Here is a 19464-nt window from a genome sequence, read left to right as displayed (position 1 = left end):
TCTGAAATGCTAATGCGCAAAATTACTCCTTTTCAATGTTTTTGATTTTACCTCTAATGAATCAATCACCACGACTAAATCTCTAATTATCAACTGTGCCAAGTCATAGCTAAAGCCTCTTCTAACTAGCATGCGTAGAATCACTAGATCTTCGTGATTCCTTGACATTGTGTAAACCTCTATTTGCCAACCTTTAGTGTGGATTTCAGATATATCAAACAAACTATACTCTTTAGTTGTTTTAAGTGACCAGCTAACAGCAGGAATACCTACCTCCCTCACCAGCATAAATAATTTCAAAAATATCCATTCTCTTCTAATTTATTAGCTATATAATTTTGCAACATCATAGCAAATCTGATAAACTCTCTTATAACCTTCAAAACCTATCCTAACAAAATTGTAATACTGCGCTACTATCTGGCCAACCAGGCCGTGAGAAATTCAGTGCAAATGTTAGCATATTACCACCTAAGTAATTAACATTAAAAGTCTAATCCTCTGATAAGTACTTTTCATCATCCCAGACAACCCAACCAACACCAAGTGTAGATAGGCCAAACTTATGTCCTGATGCATTTTGATTGATTTGACACGAGATAATCTAAAATCTCACTTTAAATCTGGATCTATAAACGGAGCCAAGAAACCTCCTGATACTGCATCAACATGAACCAGAATATCTAAACCTATTTATTTTCAAAATCATCAAGAACTTTACATAACTCTTCGACTAGTTCATATTGTCCTGTAAAAGTTAATCCAAGAGTTGGCACAAACCCCTATAGTATTTTTATCACACCTTTCTAATACAGCTTGTGGTGTTATTATCAAGCTATTTCGAGACATAGTTATCTCTCTAAGCTCTATATCCCAATATCTAGCAAACTTATGCCAGCATACTTGCACAGGTCCGGTAACTAAGTCTGGCTTTGAATAATCTTTACTTTGGGCTTTCATCTTGTCGCGCCAGCGCCACTTAATCGCCATACCGCCAAAGCACAGCTGCCTCTGATTAACCAGTAGTTGAGCAGCACTATAGCATTTTTAATAGCTGCATTCCACAAATTTACCAAGATATTTACACAGAGCTCGATTCTATTTTGGCAGTCTGCTGGTATTCATCTTTATCAATCATATTTTTATTAATACAATCATTCATAAAGCCTATGGATAAAATCATCGACTTGTGTTTGACAAAAGGTAGCTAAATTCTGCTTTAAGTTACCATCTAGCATTAGTTCATCTTTGATTTCTTGATAAACTTGTAGTGGATCTTGTGAATTTAGTGGAAGTTTAAAATTAGGCAAAGATAGTTCAAAAAATCTAGATTATCAAAAATATCATTTTTGCCATGTAGCGCGCCATAATCTTCTCCCTAGAGTTGTATCTGTTTAAATTTAAAATCTACTATCTCGAATAAATTAATTTTCTCCGTGGCGATATTTTTATAACATATTGAGATTATTAATTTGTCATAAAAAAATGTCACAAAATCATCTGGATAAGTATTACTAAGCCAGAAGTTATTAACTTTGCTAAAATTAGCACTTTTAAAGCCTTTTGCTATTCCGAGTAAATTTCTTTTTACTTGAGCTTCTTTGAGTGTCCATAAAGTATAAAAATCCTTATTAGGATTATCGCTAATAGTTAGCTCGTAGCATTCTAATTCACTAAAGTAACGCTGTGCGATCCTAAGAATATTTTGTCTAGCTGATAGCTTTTCAATATCTACACCAATCTCTTGATCAGCAACGACAATTATAAGCTTTGTCAGTGTATGACTAATATTAAAAAAAATACTATTATCCTCTAAGTAAGGTTTACCATGCTGATTTAAAAAAACTGGTGAAGAAATATGATAAAACTCTTCTAAAACAAAATAACGAATAAACTGCGAAAATATTTTTTGCTTGTTTGTAAGCTGAGATAAATCTATATTTCTACTAAAAAACCATGATTTAAGGTGCTTAGCTTTATATTTCTCAAAATCTAAAATAAAAGCTGAGACTTGCGACATCAAACTAATTACTCCGTTACAATCTGCGATATTATATCTGTGGTTCCTAAAATACTATTGGTGTATTCAATATCTTTGTATGTCAAGCTTCCCTGCAATTGTTTTAAGCGCACATAATCCTCAACATAGTTGAATATAGCATCTGTAAATGATAGCTGTGCTTGGACAAGTATTGCCTGACGGTTAAGCAAGTCAACGATTGTTTATGTCCCTGCTTCAAAACCTTCTAATATTGCTTTTACAGAAGCTATACCTGAATATACGGACTTTCTAAAGGCCTCAATTCTATGCATCAAGGACGATTGTTTGATATGCCTCTTACTGTACTAGCATAAACTTCTCTTTTAGTCTGTAGTAACACATAGTCAGCTGCTTGATTATCATAACTAGCCTGTGTAAGTTGCGCATAATCAGAACCTCCTCTTAATAAATTCCAGTTAACTTCGCCACCGATATTAGCAACATCATATTTAGTTGGCATTTCAGCTATTCGTGCTGGTGAAGCAGAAAGAACATTACGAGACATCATTATGCCACCAGTTAAATTAGCTTTAGGAAAAAAATTACTCCATTGAATGCCAACCCTCTCTTGTGCTGCTTCGTATTCAAATTTTTTCTGCGCAATATCGAGATTATACTTCTCAGTAGTATTTAACCGATAGTTAATGTCATCAGGAACTGGATTACCAAACTCAGTATCTTTTGATATATATAAAATCGAACTTATACGCTTACCGATAAGTTTAGCTATCACAGCTTTGGCATTAATGAAATTTCTTTGCGCATTAACTCTATCAGCGATTGCTTGACGATATTGTGCATCCGTAGTTTTAAAATAAGCATACGAAACCATACCTGAATTATACTGATACTTTTGAGTCAAATATAACTTTTTGTTCCAAGCTTCGTTAGCAAACTGAAACTGTAGCGCCTGCTCTGCTCTTAACAGCTCAAAATATGCAGTAACCGTATCAGTTATAAGTATCTGTTCAGCTTTAGCATAAATCATCGCATACGATTTTTGCAAATATGTTGCTTGGGTATATGTCTTCCATTTACTCCAATCAAAGAGAACCTGAGAACCACTAAAATTTACCACATTTGCAGTGTCATTGACTCTACCGCCAAACTGATTATACAAATCTCTTCTAAGGTTATAATTAAAATCAACCTGTGGTAATAATGCACCTAACGCTGTCGGCACAGTTTCAACATTTGCCGCAAAAGTTGATCTTGCTGTTTGATAATCAGCATTATGTTCAGCAGCTAGTTTATATATATCAACTAAACTATAGTACTTATCCTCAGTATCACCAACCATCTCAACTTCATCAGCTTTTTTAAGGTTATAGAATCTATTGCCCCGTTTAATCTGATCAGCTTTGGCATATTGTTTTTCGACACTATACGGGTTTTCAGCAACATCAGTACCTATAGGTCTTCCTGCATAGTTATAGTTAGGAACAGTTGTATCCTCATTAGCTAACGCTAGACAGAACCCAAAAAAACCTAAGAGGTATAATGTCAACTTTTTCATAGTATCATTTACTTATTGTATGTGTTAAAGAGAAAACTCTTTTCGTATGTTTGTTTTGGTATTTTAGTTATCAAGTAAGCTTTATCACAAATAGCTGTTCTAACGACAAATATTAGTCTACCATTAGTCTCAAGAAGTCCTAATAGTGATTCATCAATCTCATCTTCTTTGACCACATTTGATATATATATACAATTATATTTTTTACCATTTTTGATAATATTGGTTATATGCTCAGCATTATTAAATTCAACATTATATATATCAATATTTGCTAGCTGACGCCTTACTAAAGCTAAACTTTGCTCATCATAATCAACAAGTTCGACACTTTTACATAATTTAGCTATTAAGGCTATTGGATAACCACTTTCTAACCCGAGTTTTAAGATATTATCGTTAGATTTGATAGCTAATGCCTCTACAAGCTTAGCTGTAAACATCGGACTTCTTAATTCTTTTTCGCCTACAATTAAATTTGTATCACAATAAGCTAAACCTTGAAGTTCTCTCGGTAAAAAAATTTCTCTAGGAATATCTGCCATAATTTTAGCAACACCATCTAAAGAAAGCCCTTCAGTAAAAACTTGTTGCTTTACCATATTTTCTCTAGCAAGCTCAAAATTCATATTAGATCCTATTAAATTTAAGAAGTAAATTTCATCCGCTATATCAGACAAAAGATAATATCATAATACCACAGCAAAAGGAACCTTACTACTTTTTGCTTTGAGTTATTATTTTATATCAACATTCTAATACAAGATAAATGACAGCTGCAATTCAACTAACACGAAATTTCAGACATTTACCTTTACTGATTTACTGATATAGGTGTTCATTTAATTAAATATAGTTATAATATTGCCTAATTTCTGCATGTTTGTTTATTCTGGATTTAAAAATAAATCTTTATAGACAAAAAATAAAAAGTTAAAATACTTAGAGTAAATTATTCACTTTCTAAAAATTAAATTAATAAATACTAAATCAAAGGATATAAGCATAAATGAAAAGACCTGAATTACTATCCCCTGCAGGCACGCTACAGGCGATGCGCTATGCTTTTGCATATGGAGCAGATGCTGTATACATCGGCCAGCCCAGATATAGCCTAAGAGCAAGAAATAATGAGTTTTCAAAGTTAGAAATCCTTGAGACAGCGATTACTGAGGCTCATGCTCAAGGCAAAAAAATAATGCTTGCTAATAATATCGCATCGCATAATGCAAAAATAAAAACTTACATAAAAGATATAACTCCAGTAATAGCTCTTAAGCCTGATGCGATGATTATGTCTGATCCAGGAATGATAATGCTTGTTAGAGAGCACTTTCCAGATCAAGAAATACATCTATCAGTACAAGCAAATGCAGTAAATTATCAAACTGTTAAATTCTGGCAAAAACTTGGGATAAAGCGTGTTGTGCTATCAAGAGAGTTATCGCTAAAAGAGATTGCTGAGATTAAAGAACATTGTCTAGATATGGAAATTGAAACATTTGTTCACGGTTCTCTTTGTATGGCTTACTCTGGTAGATGTTTACTATCAGGATATTATAGCCATAGAGATCCTAATCAAGGTGTTTGTAACAACGCGTGTCGTAATAGCTATAAAGTTGCCGAAGCAAAACAAAACGAATGTGGCAATTTTGAGCCAGTACAGCAATCTACTTTAGGTATTGGTATACCATCTGATAAAGTTGTCTTGATAGAAAATGAGAAAGAGCCTGGCCAATATAATCCGATGTTTGAGGATGAGCATGGCACTTATATTATGAACTCAAAGGACCTGCGTGCAATACAACATGTAGAAACTATGATGAAAATAGGAATTGACTGCTTTAAAATTGAGGGGCGAACTAAATCATTCTTTTATGCCGCAAGAACAGCTCAACTTTATGACCAAGCAATCAAAGATGCTCTAGCCGGTAAACCTTTTGATATGACGCTGATGGATAAGCTTGAAGGTCTTGCACACAGAGGTTATACAGAAGGCTTCTATCGTCGCCATGTCCACGATGAGTATCAAAAATATGATAATTCTGATTCACGCAGTTCTACACAACAATTTGTTGGTGAAATCACAAACTTTGATGAACATACTGGTTATGCTGATATCAATGTCCGCAACAAAATAAAGATTGGTGATAGTATCGAACTAATGTTACCATCTGGTAGCCGTGAAATTATCTTAGATAATATGCAAGATAAGGATGGTAAACATATGGAAGAAGCAAAAGGTAGCGGCTATCAAGTTAAGATAAAGTTTGATAATGTTACAGCTGAAGATATGAAGTTTGCTTTGATGATTAAAAATCTATAGTGCGGATAAATACAAATGTCTAAGAAACACTGGTTAAAAGTACAACTTCTACATGAGAATGTTAAAAACACTAATATTATAACTAAAGGGAGAAAATAGCTAATATAGTGACTGTTGGGATTCTGGTTTTGAAGAATCTGTTGTTTGCTATCTTTATAGTGATGAGATAAGCAAACAATGGGAAGCAAGGTGGCCCATAACAAGTTATATATTGGAAATTACGTTTGCATCACTCTAGAAGTTATTATTATGATGGGCGGTAACCATACTCACAGATCGGACTGGTTTTGCTTGTACCATTTATGAAGTTTATTGAAGAAGCTTATATTGGCAAGAGAGATACTCATATTAATGACGGGCTTGGCTGGGGACGAAAATTATAATCATACTAAGAATTACTATTGGTGAAGGTGCTATTCTGGCATCTAATACAGTTGTCACCAAAAATGTTGAACCATATGTATTGTTGCTGGATCTCCAGCTAAACTATTAAAATATCGATTTAGTAAAGAAATTATAAATGACTTGCTAAGCTTACATATTTATAATTGGGATCCAAAAAAGTTTAAATATCTAAAAAGGTATTTATGTGCATTAGATATTATTAAACTTAAGCAAGCATCTGCTGACTATGATCGTTTCTTGTTATAAAAAACTATTAGTAATGATAGTCTAAAAATTGAAAATTTAACAAAAGGTCATATTTTAATTTGTTTTAACTTTTATTAAGAGTAAAAGTATAAAGCAAACTATTGACATAATAATAATTGTAATGGCAATAGGTAGAGAACTAGTAGCAGGAAATAACATTGCTATACTTCCTATAACTCCACTAATAGCAAACTCCATAGTTCCAAATAATGCTGCAGCAACACCTGCTATTTCATAAAAAAGCTCCATACTACCACTTGCTCCAGTACCTGCAGTAAGTGCACAACCAAATGTTGCTAAAAAACATGGAGCAAAAAATCCCCACAAGCTTAATCCCCATATTTCATAAATACTTAATGATAAAATACCTGCAGCAAAAACACATGCAACTCCTAACAAAGCTGTTTTGTAAACACCTAACGCATTAACTATAATGCCTGCGAATAAAGAGCCTATCAAAATGCTAATCCTGCTAAACCAAATGTCACATATATTTCAGATATTGGATACCTTAGATAATTGATAATATAAGGTGTCATCGAAAATAATATAAAAAATGAAGCCATTCCAGATACAGCTGCTAATGAATATGCCCAAAACTGCAAAGACTTAGCTACATATAAATATCTTGCAAATACATTCCAAGACATTTTTTTACGCCTTTCTACAAGTAAACTTCTCTTTGACAAATATCACCACTATCAAAAATGCTGCAAATGCTAATCCAGTAAGGAATACAAATGCTGATTGCCAACGAAAATTAATAGTTAATTGTACGCCTATTAAAGGTCCTATAATAGGAGAGACTGATATAATCACATTTATAAAACTATAAACCATCGAGCTTGTTTTACCTGAAAAGGTATCGCGAATAATTGCAAAAGCACAAACAGATAAACCACAGCAGCCTAACCCCTGCACTACTCTAGAAGCTATCAAAAGCTCTATATTACTCGATAAAGCACAAAGGACAGAGCCTATAACAAACAATATTGCCGATAATAGAATAACTCTAAATCTACCAAACTGGTCAGATAAAAGCCCCAAGAAAAGCTGTCCGACACCTGTCACGACCAAAAATAAAGATAACGTCACTTGCACCATCTGCTGAGTCGTATGTAGAGCTTCACGCATATAAGGTAGAACAGGCATATATACATCCATAGCTAATGCAAAAGCAAAAACCATAGGTCCTAAGATAAGAATAGTCTTTAATGGAGAATATTTCTACATAAGAAACACTCTTGTATTTATTATTGAATAGTTAGTCATTATAACATTAATAATAAAAATATGTTACTCATTTAGTATATTAAGACTTATAAGATCAGCTTGTTTAGTTTAGTTTAGTTTTAATTATATGATTGTCGATGTTATAATAGCTGTTATTCAAAGAGTTTTATCAAATAAAATGTACAAAAAGATTATACTAATTTTGTCAATTATACTACCAATACTGTCATTTGCAAAAGATGAAAAAACACTAAGTGCTGTTAGTTTCCATGCAGTTAATCACCCTTTAGCAATAGCAGCTATAGTAGTATTTATTTTAGCTTATCTACTAGTAATGACAGAGGATTTTACTAAATTAAACAAATCAAAGCCTGTAATTGTTGCTGCTGGGGTAATCTGGATCCTAGTAGCTATTGTTGGCGAATCTTTGGATGCTAATAATATTGTTCATAGTAATTTCAACCATATTATGACAGAGTATGGAGAGCTTCTACTTTTCTTATTGGTTGCTATGGCATATATAAATTTAATGGAAGATAGAAATGTTTTTGCCAAACTAAAAAGTTCTTTTTTACGCGCTGGTTTTGGTTATTTAACAACTTTTTGGCTTACCGGTATAATTGCTTTTTTCTTATCAGCTGTTACTGATAACTTAACTACGGCTTTAGTTATGAGTACTGTTGTAATATCTATCGGTAAAGATAATAAAAAATTTATAACCATGGCTTGTGTGAATGTCGTAGTTGCCGCAAATGCTGGTGGAGCGTTTTCGCCATTTGGCGATATTACTACGCTTATGGTTTGGCAAACAGGAGTTATCAAGTTTACTGAATTTTTTGCTGTATTTTTACCATCACTTGTCAACTTCTTAGTTCCTGCTATTATTATGAGTTTTTTTATACCTAAAATGGAAACTCAGTCAATAATTGAAGAAAAAGTTGAACTTAAACGTGGTGCTATTCCAGTAATAATGTTATTTATCCTGACAATAGCTACAGCTGTATCATTTGAACATATGCTTCACCTTCCACCATCACTAGGGATGATGACAGGTTTTAGCTATGTAATGATTTATAACTACTTCTATGGTCTAAAAATAGCTTATGAAAATAAAAATCCTAAAGGTCATAAAATGCCTCCACATGCTTTTGATATTTTCGATAAAGTTAAAGAAGCAGAGTGGGATACTCTACTGTTCTTCTATGGCATCTTAGTCTCAGTGCAAGGACTTGCTGCTCTTGGTTACTTAGGTATTGCTTCTCAATATATCTACTCGGATATGCAGTCGATAGCTCCAACTTTATTTTCGGCACATACTCAAGCAAACACTATAATTGGTATACTCTCAGCTATTATTGATAACACCCCTGTTATGTTTGCTGTATTAAGCATGAACCCAGCTATGGAGCATGCTCAATGGCTCTTAATCACACTTACCACTGGTGCTGGTGGTAGTTTATTGGCCATTGGATCCGCTGCTGGTGTTGCTGTAATGGGTAAATCTAAAGGCAAATACACTTTTGTCCAACATCTAAAGTGGACTTGGGCTATTGCTCTAGGCTATTTTGCTAGTATTATTGTCCATCTTCTAATCAATCACTAGTAAGTTCGATAACTTTATCATGATACGCTTTGACTCTGTCATTATGACTAACTGAAATATATGCTAGGCCTTTATTTTTGAGTAACTGATAGATTTTTTCTCTAAGTTAGCATCTATATTCGAAGTTGCCTCATCAAGCAAAATCAAATCATAATCTTTAGTAAATATTTTACATAATCGCAGCTTTTGCTGTTCTCCGGAAGATAGGATATTCCTCCACTCATGAATAGTATTTATAAATTTAGCCAAATAGTCTATTCCTAAGAAATCAAGTATCATCTGCTGGAATATTAGCAAAATATGGATAAAACACTGCTCTTTTAAAATCATCCTTAGGGAAATATGGGCGCTGTGATAAAAAAATATTTTAGGTATTTTGTTGAGAACTATTTTACCGATAAAATTATCACTATGACCATTTATAACTCTTAGTAAGTTCGTTTTACCTATCCCAATTTGCCTATATATAAAAAGTTCTTCTACTTTAACTAATGAAAAGTTATATTTTTAAGCAAAACGTCATCTTGTTTAGTTATATTTTCTAGCGTTATTAAAGCTTGTTACTGACAATTTATTATTCTAGTATTGTTCTGCTATTGTGAAGTCTGCATCGATTTTTTAAGCTCAGAAAGCCTACTAACATTAGTTCTTAACTCAGCTAAATTCTCATACCCAAAAACTAGAAATAACATTGGAGAAATGACATTGTAAAATACTGACTGTACCTGTATAATCTGTCCAAAACTAATACTTTTAGCAAGATAGCGTGGTAATGCTAAAATTGTTCCAGTCAAGCAATATATTTGTACAAAAAAACTTCTGATAATATCTATTTTTGCCTTATAGAATGTAACTTTATAAAAATTATCAACAACCTTATTAAAATTCTTCCTTGATAAAACATATTCTCTTTTTTCAAACTGATTATCATAAATGGAGTTTTTATTATTTCTAACTATAGATAGGCCATATCTAAAGTCTGCTTCATATTTCTGCTGACTATATAAAAGCTCTTTTAAAGGCTTACCAATCATAAAAACAGCCCAAACATTTATTATTCCTAAAACTATCACAACCCAAAAAAAATAACCATAGATATTAAATTCATAACCATATAATGATAAGGATAATACCCTAGATAACCCACACAAAATAATAGAGAAAGAAACATGTTGAGACACTATGAATGATTGTCAAAAACATATTCTTTGAAAGAATAATAAGCTGCTGTATATCATAACTAATGTGTTCTTCAGGATTGTCATAAATTGGGGCACAACTTAGATAACTTTTAGAATTAAGCCAATTACTGACATAATTCTCTGCGATTGATTTATGCATAAAGATTATCAGATACTAACCATAAAAATATGCCAAAAAACTATTTAACAACATCACTGAAGTAATCGCAGCAAATATTACTAGTTGGCGCAATAATGTTTGCTTGTCATATTGCTCTACAGCATTGTAGAAGGCAACATACCAATAGTTTAAATAAACACTTAAACCAACACTAGTAAACTCAAACACTACACATACAGCCAAGATCAACAAAGCTACTAAACCTGCTTTAGAGCTCCAAAAATCTCTAGATACCAGCCAGTAATTTCTAAAAAAATCTCTCATCTATTCTGCTTTATATGGAACTGAAATTACTACTCTAGTAGCAGTTTTGTCATCTTTTTATCCATTGCTGCTATAGCTAATTTAATCATGCGCGAATTTTGATTATGTAGTAAGAAGTACCACCATTTTGTATTTACAACTTCTGGGATTATTACTACAGAATAGCCTCGTTCTGGGTCTCTTAGGTCATTTTTATGCAAAATTTGCAATACTGGGGTTATAAACGAGTTATATACAGGTCGCATTATCAAGAGCTTTTCTTTGAAAGCTAAATTTTTCCATTCGGTTTTAATTTTTTCGATTTTCTTTTGATTTGCCGAAACAAAAACTGGAGTAATATCATCAGATAGATTTCTTGCTAATCTTAGCGCCTCTATTGTGCCACGGTGAATACGTGAAACTAATACAACTATTTTTGGTTTCAGGTTTTCATGTATACAAGCATTTACAATTGCCTCATCAACACTTAGTGCTAGATTATGCTCTCTCCTTATATAATGAGTTTTTATCGCATATAAACCATACATGATAATCGAGATCGCAATTATCACAATCCAAACGCCTTTAAAAAATTTACTCTCAACGATTATAATTAATACTACAAATGTAGCAACACAGCCAAAGGCATTTATAAATGTTCTAATTCCCCAACTTCTATATGAACGCTTATTCCCATACCAGTACTTAACCAATCCAGCTTGACAAAGTGTAAATGCAATAAAAACACCAAAAGCATATAATGGTATCAAGCGGCTAACTTTAGCATCAAATATTATAACCAAGATTGCCGATAATGCAGTTAGCATCATAATCCCATTTCTAAATGCAAATCTATCACCGACACGCTGTAGCTGTTCAGGAAGGTAGTTATCCTTACTCATAATTGAAGCTAAAATAGGAAATCCAGTAAAACAAGTGTTAGCTGCTATAAGTAGAATCAAACAGGTAGATGCTTGTAAAAAATAATATAAAAAACCATTACCTAAAACTTGGTGAGCAACTTGTGATAGCACACTTTCTGAAAAATCTGGCAATATTCTTGTTTTTGCAGAGATAAAAGTTACTCCAGCAAACATCACTACCGATAAGAACGTCATAAGTAACAAACCAATTATTGATTTGGCTAAGTTTGGAGACTTGTAAGCTGAAACTCCATTTGCATATGATTCAATACCTGTTAACGCAGCACTACCTGATGAAAAAGCGCGCAGTACAAGAGTTATAGTTAAAACACCCATTGAAGACTGCATCTGATCAAGTTGATTTTTTGTATGTGTAAATGTCTGTAAAGAGTTATGATTATACTGATATATCCCTACAATTATCATGATAATAATTGAGACAATAAACATATAGGTTGGCCAGATAAAAATCTTTGCTGTGGATTTAACGCCGCGAAGATTTATAATCATCAAAAGTGCCAAAAGACCCAAAGCTAACCTAACACTATAATCATCTAAAACAGGAAAAGCCGAACTAATCGCCACCGCTGCTGTAGAAACAGAAACTGCCACTGTAAGAATATAATCAATAATAAGAGATGCCGAAGTTAACAGCAAAAGTTTTTCATTAAAGTGTGTTTTAATTATAGAATATGAACCACCACCCTCTGGATGAGCGCGTATAATTTGTGCATATGAAAAACTCATCAACAATATCAGCAATATCACCATTAGCGCTACTTCAATCGAGTATTGCATAACAGCTGCTGCTCCAGCAGTTGCCAAAACTATAAACACCTCTCCAATAGCATACGACACAGAAGATAGTGCATTTGAAGAAAGTATTGCAAAACCAGCAAACAAGCCTATTTTTTGCTCTTGTTGTTTTGCATTAGGAATTGGTGAACCAAATATAAGATTTTTTATTTTCATCTATATTTACTCTTGCTTTTGTAAAAACTCATTAAGTTTTTTAGCCAACTCATCTGTTCCTTTTTTCGTAGCTGCTGATATTGTATAGTAATTACCTTTATAACCTATGTGCTCAACGAACTCTTGGCACTTGTGTTCGATTTTATCAGCAAGTAAATCAATTTTGTTGATAACTAAAAATCTTGGTTTATCAAATAGCTCTTGACTATACTTCTCCAGTTCTTTCTCAACAACAAAATAGTTTTCAACAGGATCCGACTCATTAAACGGACAAATATCAACAACATGCAATACACATCTAGCTCTAGTTAGATGCTTTAAGAATCTAGGTCCAAGTCCAGCACCTTCAGCAGCTCCATCAATTACTCCTGGGATATCTGCCATCACAAAACTATCTACACCAACTTTGACAACTCCTAAATGAGGATACATTGTTGTAAATGGGTAATCAGCAACTTTTGGCGTTGCTTCAGATACTGAGCGAATAAGCGTTGACTTACCGGCATTTGGTAAACCTAACAAAGCAACATCTGCTAATAGATTAAGCTCTAGCCGGACCTCTTTGTACTCACCTTCTTCACCCAAGGTAAACTTTCTCGGCGCCTGGTTTGTACTACTTTTAAAGTGTGTATTACCAATACCTCTTTTACCTCCTGAGACTAGCTTAAAAGTTTGTCCATGTTGTAGCACTTCACCGATTTTTTTATTTGTATCTATATCAAAAACACTAGTACCAACCGGTACAACTAGATATAAATCTTCGCCAGTTTTACCATAGCAATTACGCCCCTCACCATGATGACCATTCTCAGCGTAATATTCTCTTTTATAACGGTAATCAATCAAGGTGTTTACATTTTCATCAGCTTTTAGATAAATACTGCCACCATTACCACCATCGCCGCCATCAGGACCACCATGTGGAACATATTTTTCACGACGAAAACTTACACAACCATTACCACCTTTACCAGCTTGAAGCTTAATAACTACTTCATCTAAAAATCTCATAACGCCAAAACCTTATATTTATAAAAATGCTAATCATATATTATATATGTTCTAACTCAAATTATCATCGACTATTTAAAAGCCACCAAAAGGATTAATATCAAAACATAAGTTAAAAATCTCGAAAAATATAACTACGCTACCCATAGATATCACATAAAGATTTGAACAGTAGACTTTAAGATCGGATTTTCTACTTAGGAAAGATGGTGTATAAACAAATATTATCACTGCAAATATTGCTGCATATTGTAAAGCTAATATAAAACCACGCGGATAAAAAATAGTGAAAATCAATGGTGGGATAAAACATATCAACCCCAGAGCTAGATTACCTATTTGTCTATTATAACGCGTAAACAAATCGTAAATATAATGCATTAATGAAATACCAACCCCAATAAAAGATGTAATAATTGCAATATGAATAAATGTATTTAACCATGCTTCTAAAAGCCCTGAACCTGATACCTCTCTAATCTCTGCTACCAACCCTGCTAGGGTGTTATTACCAGAACTAAATAATGTTTGATAGCTATGTAATCCTTGCTGTGGAATAAGTGCTAAAGCCAAAAATATCCAGATAATATAAATCATTAGAACACTTAGACTACCAATAAGAATACTTTTTTTAATCTTACTAATATCACCTTTTTGATATTCATAAATAACAGGAATTATATTATGAAACCCAAATGATGGTAATAAAGTCGGCCAAGCAAAGATAAACGCTGATAGGCTAAGAGGCGCTCTGCTTAAATAACTTAGATTTATATAAAATAACATAATAAATACAGCAACTGCAAAAAATAAAAATTTAACTATCACAAAAAATCTATTTGTATAGTCACTGACTCTATAACTAAACATTAGTGCACCAAAAGTTAGTGTGAAGATAACAGCAGATAACCCTACTTGAGTTTTATTAGAATTATCTAGGCTAGTTATACCACTTACAAGAGATGAGCCTTGTGTGGTATATGCAGACATTAAAGAATACAACAATAACAAATAAATAAAACTAAAAAATATCAAATATTCTTTTGACACTTGTGATTGCATCATCGATGTAAAATTGACACCCAATGGATACTTAGCACAAACTCTTAGTAGTTTAAGTGCAGTTATATACATCACACTCCAAGATAAAATTAAAAGGATTATTGCCATAGTAAAGCCACACGATGCAACTATCAAAGGTAGCGATAGCATACCTGCACCAATTATAGTACCTATTATCAAAAAAACTGAACCAATAGATCTAGAATTCATATATCAATTATATTTTTTGTTAAACGCTATGAATAATAACTCTATTTTAATAACTAAGCAAATAATGCTGACTTCTATAACGAAATTTTCCTATAATAGCCTTAATTAGAATCACTATTAATTGCTGTGGATTTATTTTCAAAATTACTCCAAGTAAAATACTTTGAATTTAGTTCTAAATGTGGCAAAAAATCTCTAACTGGCTGGAATGTCTATGGTCACGGAACTATTACAGTACAACAGAATAATAATAGTATCTATTTCAAAAAAGACAGCTCTTTAAAATTAATATCTCTGGCAAAGTATTGATAGTAATCGCATAAGCCTATCTCATGCGCGCTTTTGTTAAAATAACCTTGTCAAACTTTTTTATCTAATACACATAAAGCATAATTTATGACAAAACGAGCAAGATCATGTTTGTATTGATGATCTATATTCTGCTGTTATTGAAGTTTTTACAGATCAAATTAAACTCAACTGGCAAATATCGAAACCTAATAAAAAAGATGAAAGAATAATTTATATTACATTAGAAACAACAAGCCTCATATTTTTATGAGGCATTGTATTTGAGCTTATCACGATAAGTCTTTGGATAAATTAATAAGATGGCGACTACCTACTTTCACCTGGGCAATGCCAGACTATCATCGGCGTTTTGTAGTTTCACTTCTGAGTTCGGAATGGGATCAGGTGGTTCCTACAAGCTATCATCGTCAAAACTGTGTTTTGGGGTTACAAAGATATTTAACAATTCAGCATAGAAATAGACTTAAGTCTCTCGGATCATTAGTACTGGTAAGCTTCATACATTGCTGTACTTCCACACCCAGCCTATCAACGTCGTAGTCTCCAACGTTCCTTACTGATTTACATCAGAGAGATCTAATCTTGAAGGGAGGCTTCACACTTAGATGCTTTCAGCGTTTATCCCGTCCGAACGTAGCTACCCGGCAATGCTTCTGGCGAAACAACCGGAACACCAGTGGTTCGTTCACTCCGGTCCTCTCGTACTAGGAGCAACTCTTCTCAAATCTCTAACGCCCACGGCAGATAGGGACCGAACTGTCTCACGACGTTCTGAACCCAGCTCGCGTACCACTTTAAATGGCGAACAGCCATACCCTTGGGACCTGCTTCAGCCCCAGGATGTGATGAGCCGACATCGAGGTGCCAAACTCCTCCGTCGATATGAACTCTTGGGAGGAATCAGCCTGTTATCCCCGGAGTACCTTTTATCCGTTGAGCGATGGCCCTTCCATTCGGGACCACCGGATCACTAAGACCTACTTTCGTACCTGCTCGAGCCGTCACTCTCGCAGTCAAGCGCACTTTTGCCTTTATACTCTTGGCACGATTTCCGACCGTACCGAGTGCACCTTCGTACTCCTCCGTTACTCTTTAGGAGGAGACCGTCCCAGTCAAACTACCAACCATACACTGTCCTCGAATTTCTCCTGAGTTAGAACTTCAAATATTCAAGGGTGGTATTTCAAGGACGACTCCACAACTACTGGCGTAGCTGCTTCATAGTCTCCCACCTATCCTACACATAAATATTCAAAGTCCAGTGCAAAGCTGTAGTAAAGGTTCACGGGGTCTTTCCGTCTAACCGCGGGTACGCTGCATCTTCACAGCGATTTCAATTTCACTGAGTCTCTGGTGGAGACAGTGTGGCCATCGTTACGCCATTCGTGCAGGTCGGAACTTACCCGACAAGGAATTTCGCTACCTTAGGACCGTTATAGTTACGGCCGCCGTTTACTGGGGCTTCGATCCAGAGCTTCGCTTGCGCTAACCCCTTCAATTAACCTTCCAGCACCGGGCAGGCGTCACACCCTATACTTCATCTTACGATTTCGCAGAGTGCTGTGTTTTTGATAAACAGTCGCAGCCACCTGGTATCTGCAACCCTCAACAGCTCAAAGAGCAAGTCTTATCACCATCAAGGGCACACCTTTTTCCAAAGTTACGGTGTCATTTTGCCTAGTTCCTTCACCAGAGTTATCTCATAGCCTTAGTATTCTCTACCTACCCACCAGTGTCGGTTTACAGTACGGTCGCTTATACAATATACTTAGAAGCTTTTCCTGGAAGCATGGTATCAATAGCTTCGTCAAACAAGTTTGACTTCGTCTCGTATCTCAGATTAACAAGATGCCGGATTTGCCTAACACCTCTACCTATATACTTTCACCTGGACAACCATTCGCCAGGCCTACCTAACCTTCTCCGTCCCTCCTTCGTTCATATAAGCGGCACAGGAATATTAACCTGTTTCCCATCGACTTCACTCTTCAGTTACGCCTTAGGGGCCGGCTTACCCTACGTTGATTAACATTGCGTAGGAATCCTTGGGTTTTCGGCCAATAAGAATCTCACTTATTTTACGTTACTCATGTCAGCATTCGCACTTCTGATACCTCCAGCAAACTTCTCAATTCACCTTCATCGGCTTACAGAACGCTCCCCTACCAATATACTAAATATATTCCGCAACTTCGGTGCATAGCTTAGCCCCGTTAAATCTTACGTGCAGGCCGACTCGACCAGTGAGCTATTACGCTTTCTTTAAAGGGTGGCTGCTTCTAAGCCAACCTCCTGGCTGTCTGGGCCTTCCCACTTCGTTTCCCACTTAGCTATGACTTAGGGACCTTAGTTGGCGGTCTGGGCTGTTTCCCTTTCCACTACGAATCTTAGCACCCGCAGTGTGTCTCCCGTGATTGAACTTCATCGTATTCTGAGTTTGCATCGAGTCAGTAAGGTCGTAAAACCCCCATTGTCGAAACAGTGCTTTACCCCAATGAGTTATACACAAGGCACTACCTAAATAGTTTTCGGGGAGAACCAGCTATCTCCGTGCTTGATTAGCCTTTCACTCCAATCCACAGCTCATCCCATACTTTTGCAACAGTATTGGGTTCGGTCCTCCAGTTAGTACTACCTAACCTTCAACCTGGCCATGGATAGATCGCGTCGGTTTCGGGTCTACTCCTAGCGACTAGTCGCCCTATTAAAACTCGCTTTCGCTACGGATCCCTTATTCAGTTATCCTCGCCACTAAAAGTAACTCGCTGACCCATTATACAAAAGGTACGCAGTCACATGACTAAATCATGCTCCTACTGCTTGTATGCAAGCGGTTTCAGATTCTATTTCACTCCCTTTATAAGGGTTCTTTTCACCTTTCCCTCACGGTACTAGTTCACTATCGGTCATTCAGGAGTATTTAGCCTTGGAGGATGGTCCCCCCATATTCAGACAAGGTTCCACGTGCCCCGTCCTACTTGTTCGTATGCTTAGTTCCACTGTGATTATTTCGTATACGGGACTATCACCCTCTATCGTCAAGCTTCCCAACTTGTTCTACTATAATTACAGCTAAATTATACCAGGCTCTTCCCACTTCGCTCGCCACTACTACGGGAATCTCAATTTATTTCTCTTCCTAAGGGTACTTAGATGTTTCAGTTCCCCTCGTTCGCTCTACACCCTATATCGAGTGAGTGACTAGGTTATCCTAGCCGGGTTCCCCCATTCGGAAATCTCCTGGTCATAGCTTATTTACCAGCTAACCGAAGCTTATCGCAGATTATCACGTCCTTCATCGCCTCTAAATGCCAAGGCATCCACCGCTTGCACTTATTTTCTTAAGTCTATTTCTATGCTGAATTGTTAAATATCTCTATCTTCATGTAAATAAAATATTGGTGGAGCCAAGCGGGATCGAACCGCTGACCCCCTGCGTGCAAAGCAGGTGCTCTCCCAGCTGAGCTATGGCCCCAACTAAACCTAAACTGGTGGGTCTGAGTAGACTTGAACTACCGACCTCACCCTTATCAGGGGTGCGCTCTAACCAACTGAGCCACAGACCCGTATCTTATTCACATTAAAATACATTACCTACAAACACTATGCTAAATCACTTGGTCAACAATTAAAGATTATTTCTTATTCTTTCGTATTTCCGTTAAGGAGGTGATCCAGCCGCAGGTTCCCCTACGGCTACCTTGTTACGACTTCACCCCAGTCATGAATCACTCCGTGGTAAACGCCCATTCGTTAAGCTATCTACTTCTGGAGCAACCCACTCCCATGGTGTGACGGGCGGTGTGTACAAGACCCGGGAACGTATTCACCGCAGTATTCTGACCTGCGATTACTAGCGATTCCGACTTCATGCAGTCGAGTTGCAGACTGCAATCCGGACTAAGAGTACCTTTTTGAGTTTCGCTCCAGATCGCTCCTTCGCAGCCCTCTGTAATACCCATTGTAGCACGTGTGTAGCCCTGGTCGTAAGGGCCATGA

General features: G+C 35.6%; 10 protein-coding genes, 2 tRNA genes, 3 rRNA genes and 4 pseudogenes. 2 read left to right on the top strand and 17 right to left on the bottom strand.

From position 1 onward, the window contains the following. Positions 1 to 9: 9 nt before the first annotated feature. The 4 genes and pseudogenes from gad to C9379_RS05645 form a co-directional block, all read right to left on the bottom strand. Positions 10 to 1342 (bottom strand): annotated as a pseudogene (gad, locus tag C9379_RS05660) (glutamate decarboxylase). 36 nt (positions 1343 to 1378) lie between these two features. Continuing rightward, the gene (locus C9379_RS05655; protein ID WP_318263501.1) at positions 1379 to 2020 is read right to left on the bottom strand and encodes a 4'-phosphopantetheinyl transferase family protein; all 642 of its coding nucleotides are present in this window, start codon (positions 2018 to 2020) and stop codon (positions 1379 to 1381) included. Between the two features lie 8 nt (positions 2021 to 2028). Then, positions 2029 to 3557, bottom strand: a pseudogene (locus C9379_RS05650) (TolC family protein). 8 nt (positions 3558 to 3565) lie between these two features. After that, positions 3566 to 4186 (bottom strand): protein-L-isoaspartate O-methyltransferase family protein, encoded by a 621-nt coding sequence (locus C9379_RS05645; protein ID WP_143385453.1) that lies wholly within the window; start codon positions 4184 to 4186, stop codon positions 3566 to 3568. 380 nt (positions 4187 to 4566) lie between these two features. Here C9379_RS05645 and trhP point away from each other — a divergent pair, with 380 nt between their 5' ends. Next, positions 4567 to 5883 (top strand): prephenate-dependent tRNA uridine(34) hydroxylase TrhP, encoded by a 1317-nt coding sequence (gene trhP / locus C9379_RS05640; protein WP_143385454.1) that lies wholly within the window; start codon positions 4567 to 4569, stop codon positions 5881 to 5883. A gap of 705 nt (positions 5884 to 6588) precedes the next feature. Here the strand turns inward: trhP and C9379_RS05635 are convergent. Continuing rightward, positions 6589 to 7722 (bottom strand): annotated as a pseudogene (locus C9379_RS05635) (multidrug effflux MFS transporter). A gap of 223 nt (positions 7723 to 7945) precedes the next feature. Here C9379_RS05635 and nhaD point away from each other — a divergent pair. Beyond that, a complete protein-coding gene (gene nhaD, locus C9379_RS05630) occupies positions 7946 to 9370 on the top strand; it encodes a sodium:proton antiporter NhaD (protein WP_143385457.1) in 1425 nt (474 codons plus the stop codon). A gap of 63 nt (positions 9371 to 9433) precedes the next feature. On the opposite strand, the gene C9379_RS05625 is transcribed toward nhaD, so the two are convergent. From C9379_RS05625 to C9379_RS05570, 12 genes and pseudogenes are all read right to left on the bottom strand, one after another. Then, on the bottom strand, positions 9434 to 9820 hold the full coding sequence (locus C9379_RS05625; RefSeq protein ID WP_343377564.1) for an ATP-binding cassette domain-containing protein: 387 nt from the start codon (positions 9818 to 9820) through the stop codon (positions 9434 to 9436). Between the two features lie 143 nt (positions 9821 to 9963). Further along, complete coding sequence (locus tag C9379_RS05620; protein WP_318263502.1) at positions 9964 to 10551, bottom strand: SbmA/BacA-like family transporter; 588 nt, start codon at positions 10549 to 10551, stop codon at positions 9964 to 9966. Beyond that, on the bottom strand, positions 10505 to 10711 hold the full coding sequence (locus C9379_RS05615) for a hypothetical protein (RefSeq protein ID WP_343377565.1): 207 nt from the start codon (positions 10709 to 10711) through the stop codon (positions 10505 to 10507). The genes C9379_RS05620 and C9379_RS05615 overlap by 47 nt, the downstream gene beginning before the upstream one ends. 15 nt (positions 10712 to 10726) lie before the next feature. Beyond that, positions 10727 to 10996, bottom strand: coding sequence for a hypothetical protein (locus tag C9379_RS05610; RefSeq protein ID WP_318263503.1), 270 nt, complete (start codon positions 10994 to 10996; stop codon positions 10727 to 10729). Beyond that, a pseudogene (locus C9379_RS05605) lies at positions 10997 to 12870 on the bottom strand (APC family permease). 6 nt (positions 12871 to 12876) lie between these two features. Continuing rightward, positions 12877 to 13881, bottom strand: coding sequence for an Obg family GTPase CgtA (gene cgtA / locus C9379_RS05600; RefSeq protein WP_143385455.1), 1005 nt, complete (start codon positions 13879 to 13881; stop codon positions 12877 to 12879). Positions 13882 to 13956: 75 nt separating this feature from the next. Then, positions 13957 to 15153, bottom strand: a complete 1197-nt coding sequence (locus C9379_RS05595; RefSeq protein ID WP_143385456.1) for an amino acid permease — start codon at positions 15151 to 15153, stop codon at positions 13957 to 13959. Positions 15154 to 15762: 609 nt separating this feature from the next. Further along, positions 15763 to 15877 (bottom strand): 5S ribosomal RNA (gene rrf / locus C9379_RS05590). 47 nt (positions 15878 to 15924) lie between these two features. Further along, positions 15925 to 18812 (bottom strand): 23S ribosomal RNA (locus C9379_RS05585). A gap of 52 nt (positions 18813 to 18864) precedes the next feature. Continuing rightward, positions 18865 to 18940 (bottom strand) — tRNA-Ala (locus C9379_RS05580). A gap of 14 nt (positions 18941 to 18954) precedes the next feature. Continuing rightward, positions 18955 to 19031, bottom strand: a tRNA-Ile gene (locus C9379_RS05575). Positions 19032 to 19127: 96 nt separating this feature from the next. After that, positions 19128 to 19464: ribosomal RNA gene (locus C9379_RS05570) — 16S ribosomal RNA — on the bottom strand; the annotation flags it as partial.

Origin of the sequence: Francisella-like endosymbiont (assembly GCF_003069505.1) — a bacterium.
In the GTDB taxonomy this organism is placed as follows: Bacteria; Pseudomonadota; Gammaproteobacteria; order Francisellales; family Francisellaceae; genus Francisella.
The sequence above is the reverse complement of the archived record's forward strand: the minus strand, read 5'-3'. Positions and strand labels throughout refer to the sequence as shown.